The organism is Moorena sp. SIO4G3, assembly GCF_010692305.1.
Taxonomy (GTDB): domain Bacteria; phylum Cyanobacteriota; class Cyanobacteriia; order Cyanobacteriales; family Coleofasciculaceae; genus Moorena; species Moorena producens_A.
On sequence record NZ_JAAHIG010000555.1, the window covers coordinates 1 to 4230 of the forward strand.

Below are 4230 nucleotides of genomic sequence, written 5' to 3' on the forward strand. Positions count from 1 at the left end.
CCATCTCCCCATCTCCCCATCTCCCCATCTCCCCATCTCCCCCTCTCCCCATCTCCCCCTCTCCCCATCTCCCCATCTCCCCATCTCCCCATCTCCCCATCTCCCCACACTCTTCCCTTATTATTTCCTAATCTGCACTGGCATAATCAAATAAGTCATCTTCAATCCCCCTAGAGGCTTAAAAATTACAGGACTATTAGCTTCATTCATATGCATTGAAATCTCAGAGCTAGAAAGCGCCTTTAAGCCATCAATTAAGTACTTAACATTAAAAGCAATTTCCAAACTATCACCCGATATTTCTACTTCCATTGACTCCCGACCATTACCCAAATCCTTTGCCTCTACCGAGAGGTTAAGCCGCTGGTTAACACTGTCAATATTAAACTTGACAATATTATTTTTCTGGTCAGCTAACACTGCAATCCGTTCTACTGCACTGAGTAATTGACGGCGATCTAGAATGATCTGACGCTCAAAGTGTTTGGGAAGCAGCTGATGATAGGAAGGGTACTGTCCTTCCAAAGTTCGGCTTGTTAAACGCTGTTCTCCCCCTTGACAAACAATCTGACCAGGTTCAAACTGAATCGCAATAGTATCCTGAGCTTGAGCCTTAGATACTATCCGCTCCAACTCCCGTAACGCTCTAGCTGGTAAAGTAAATTCTAGGGGGAAATCATGATCATCCAATTCTTGAGTAGCTTTAGTCGTGGCACTTTCCTGTATTCTCCGATTAGTTTCCACAACTGCTAGTCGGTGACCGTCGGTAGCAGCAAATTCCAAGTTGTCCGACTTTACAGTAAGGTGAACCCCCGTCAGCACTTGCTTAGTTTCATCAGAACTGGTGGCAAATAAAGAACCCTGCAATCCAATCTTTAACACTTCTACAGGAAGATGAACCGCAACGGATGCGTTAACTTCCGGCAGTGCCGGGAATTCCTCAGAACTCATTCCTCGAACCTGATAACGTCCAGTAGCTGAGGTTAAGGTGACAATCAGGCTCTCACTGTCTGTACCTTTACCATCATCCTCTAGAGTAATTTCCCCTGAAGGTAGACGGGAGACAATATCATTGAAGAGTTTTGCTGGCAGGGTAATTTCCCCTCCTTTCTCAACGTCAGCCTTAAAGCTAGTCTGGATACCCAGGCTAAGGTCGAAAGCAGTTAGTAGCACCCGCTGATTTTTTTGGTCTGCTTCTAACAAAACATTACCCAGCACAGGATGAGTAGGGCGAGAAGGGACTACCCGACTCACTAGTGAAAGGTTTGTATTGAGGTCACTTTGACTGCAAACCAGTTTCATGATTGGTTTTCTAATGGGTCTAGCTTTCGCAAAAAACTATAGTACTCGATTAGTAATGTTTCTACAAAACCACCTCAAAAACCTAAGTATTCAGTATTCAGTGGTCAGTATTCAGTGGTCAGTGGTCAGCGGTCAGTGGTCAGTGGTCAGTGGTCAGCGGTCAGCGGTCAGTGGTTAGTGGTCAGTGGTCATTAGTCAGCGGTCAGTGGTTAGCGGTCAGTGGTTAGCGGTCAGTGGTCAGTAGTCAGCGGTCAGTAGTCAGCGGTCAGTGGTCAGTAGTCAGCTATAGTCATTTGAAATAACAATGGAACACTTTTTCGGCTGAAACCCTTTCATAGCAATAAAGAGTTGTCTCAATCTAAATTGAAATGACTATAATAGCACCTCAAGTAGCGATGCAGCGCGTAGCCCATAGGCTGATAGCTTACTCAAAAACAATAGCGCTATACTAATTGGGCTAGTAATCCCTTTGTGGAAAAAGTTGTGGAAAAATTCGGTGATTTTTCCACAGAGCATTTATACTCAGAAGCTATATATTATAGCAGTAAACTCGATCATAGCATCAAGCTCAAGCCGTTAATTAACAAACGTTAATTAAAAAACGTTAATTAAAATATCGCTTTCTAGCCTAATCAGGTAAAGAGTATTTTTCCCTGTTCCCGATTCCCGATTCCCGATTCCCGATTCCCTACTCCCTACTCCCTACTCCCTGCTCCCTAAACGCCAGGACAAAAGTACCTCAAACGTCGCTGATAATTGCTATAAACACGCTTTATTTTTGGTTTTGACTCCTGGCTGTTAGATTTATGCGATCGCTTAACTGAGAAAGTTTCTGAGCTAACTCATCATCTTTTTCCCGCAGCTGAGCAATTTTATCGCAACTGTACATAACTGTCGTGTGGTCTTTGCCACCAAATTCTTCCCCAATTCGGGGTAGGCTCAATTCTGTATGCTGCCTCATCAGATACATCCCAATTTGCCTAGCCGAACTAATTTCTCGCCTCCGAGAGCTACTTTTTAAGTCTTCCACTGAAAGATTAAACGTATCGGATATAGTACTTAAAATCACTTCAGGAGAAGTCTGAATCTTCTTGGTCGGTGGGTTCAAAATCGGGGCAATATTTTCGACATTCATCGCTAACCCCGCAATCGATACATAAGTCACCGCCCTAATTAAAGCTCCCTCTAATTCTCTAATGTTAGAGGTGTAGCTAGCAGCAATATACTCAACTACGTCGTGGGATAGACGTATATTTTCGTCCTCTGCCTTTTTTTGCAAGATAGCCATCCTGGTTTCTAAATCCGGTGGCTGAATATCAGCGATTAACCCCATAGAAAAGCGGGAACAAAGGCGTTCTTCCAAGCTATTAATCTGATGAGGAGGACGGTCTGATGCCAAGACAATTTGTTTGCCAGCTTCGTGCAAAGTATTGAAGGTGTGGAAAAACTCTTCCTGAGTATATTCCTTACCTTCAATAAACTGAATATCGTCTACCAAAAGTACCTCAGCTGTTCGATAATGTTCTCGGAAGCTCTGGAGACTATCCTCGCGAATAGCAGAAATTAAATCATTAGTGAACTGCTCAGTAGAAACATAAAAAATTTTAGAGTCTGGGTTATTCTCCAAGCGGTAATGACCAATTGCCTGCATTAAGTGAGTTTTGCCTAAACCAACACCACCACAAAGAAACAGAGGGTTAAACTCCCGTCCTGGATACTCCCCTACCGCCAGAGATGCAGCATGAGCCATGCGATTATTAGGACCAACCACAAAGCGAGAGAAAACATGCTTAGGATTTAACTTAGACCGTCTTGGCTGGTTTTTAAAGGTATTTTGGGAATGATTAGTGGCTACGGGAAATGACCAGGAAAAGTCAACATCACCAGTCATTGAGTTATTCTCTCCTGTAGCTGTTGTGAAGTGAATTTCCACTGGTTGACCTAAAATATCTTCCACGACATCAGCAATTGTTTTAACGTAATACTTCTGCAACCAATTTCTGGAAAAGGGATTGGGAGTGCGAATCAGCAAGCAGTTATTGTCAAGCTCTTGAGCGCTAGTTGTCTTGAGCCAAGTTTCAAAGGTGGGCTGACTCAGTTGTAGTTTGAGACGTTCTAATACCTGAATCCATAGTTGTTCTGGGGAAATTTTCACCGTTTTTCTTCTACCGTAGTCAATGGTTTCTAAGCTAGATGTCATGAGCAACAGCCCAGACCAAAAGAATAAAAATTCCTTTCCCTTTATCCAACCCCCCAAAACGGTTTACGGATGTTCAGCATATGAAGGTACTCTTTGAGCATTTGATCGAATAAGCTTGACGGATATAGACGTTTGGCTTTTACTATGGCGAGTGAAACACTACAAATTGCTCAGTTAGGTAACCCGATTTTACGGCAGCACACTAACCGAGTAGATAATTTGCTAGATGAACGCCTTCAACAACTGATTGATCACCTCATAGCAACTGCTACAGCAGCAAATGGGGTTGGCATTGCAGCACCCCAAGTATCTCAATCCTATCGTTTGTTTATCGTAGCGTCTCGTCCGAATTTAAGGTATCCCCACGCACCGTTGATGGAACCAACGGCTATGATTAATCCTGCCATTATTAGTCATGACACTGACATGGTTAAGGACTGGGAGGGGTGTCTGAGTATTCCCGGAATTCGAGGGTTAGTACCCAGGTATACTAGAATTGAGGTGGAGTATACTAATCGGTATGGTCAGTGTCAGCGGCAACAATTAACAGACTTTGTAGCCAGGATATTCCAGCATGAATATGACCAATAATGAACAAAAATAATCAACAGCTTTTCAGTTGTGTGATCATGTCAGAAATATGATCACACAACTGAAAAGCTGTTGATTATTTTTGTTCATTATCATCATCATCTTCGTCCTTATCATCACCAAAAGTAGCAACATCA

At 43.0% G+C, this 4230-nt stretch carries 3 protein-coding genes and 1 pseudogene; 2 read left to right on the plus strand and 2 right to left on the minus strand.

The genetic code is table 11. The annotated features are described in order from the left end of the window. Nucleotides 1–120: 120 nt before the first annotated feature. Nucleotides 121–1302: a DNA polymerase III subunit beta gene (gene dnaN, locus F6J99_RS42575; protein WP_293122851.1), complete on the minus strand. Its 1182-nt coding sequence runs from the start codon at nt 1300–1302 to the stop codon at nt 121–123. A 55-nt stretch (nt 1303–1357) separates the two neighbouring features. Here dnaN and F6J99_RS42580 point away from each other — a divergent pair, with 55 nt between their 5' ends. After that, nucleotides 1358–1480, plus strand: coding sequence for a hypothetical protein (locus F6J99_RS42580; protein WP_293122853.1), 123 nt, complete (start codon nt 1358–1360; stop codon nt 1478–1480). Between the two features lie 594 nt (nt 1481–2074). On the opposite strand, the gene dnaA is transcribed toward F6J99_RS42580, so the two are convergent. Continuing rightward, the gene (gene dnaA / locus F6J99_RS42585) at nt 2075–3457 is read right to left on the minus strand and encodes a chromosomal replication initiator protein DnaA (protein ID WP_293122856.1); all 1383 of its coding nucleotides are present in this window, start codon (nt 3455–3457) and stop codon (nt 2075–2077) included. Between the two features lie 189 nt (nt 3458–3646). Here dnaA and F6J99_RS42590 point away from each other — a divergent pair. Further along, nucleotides 3647–4087 (plus strand): annotated as a pseudogene (locus F6J99_RS42590) (peptide deformylase); the annotation flags it as partial. Between the last annotated feature and the right edge of the window lie 143 nt (nt 4088–4230).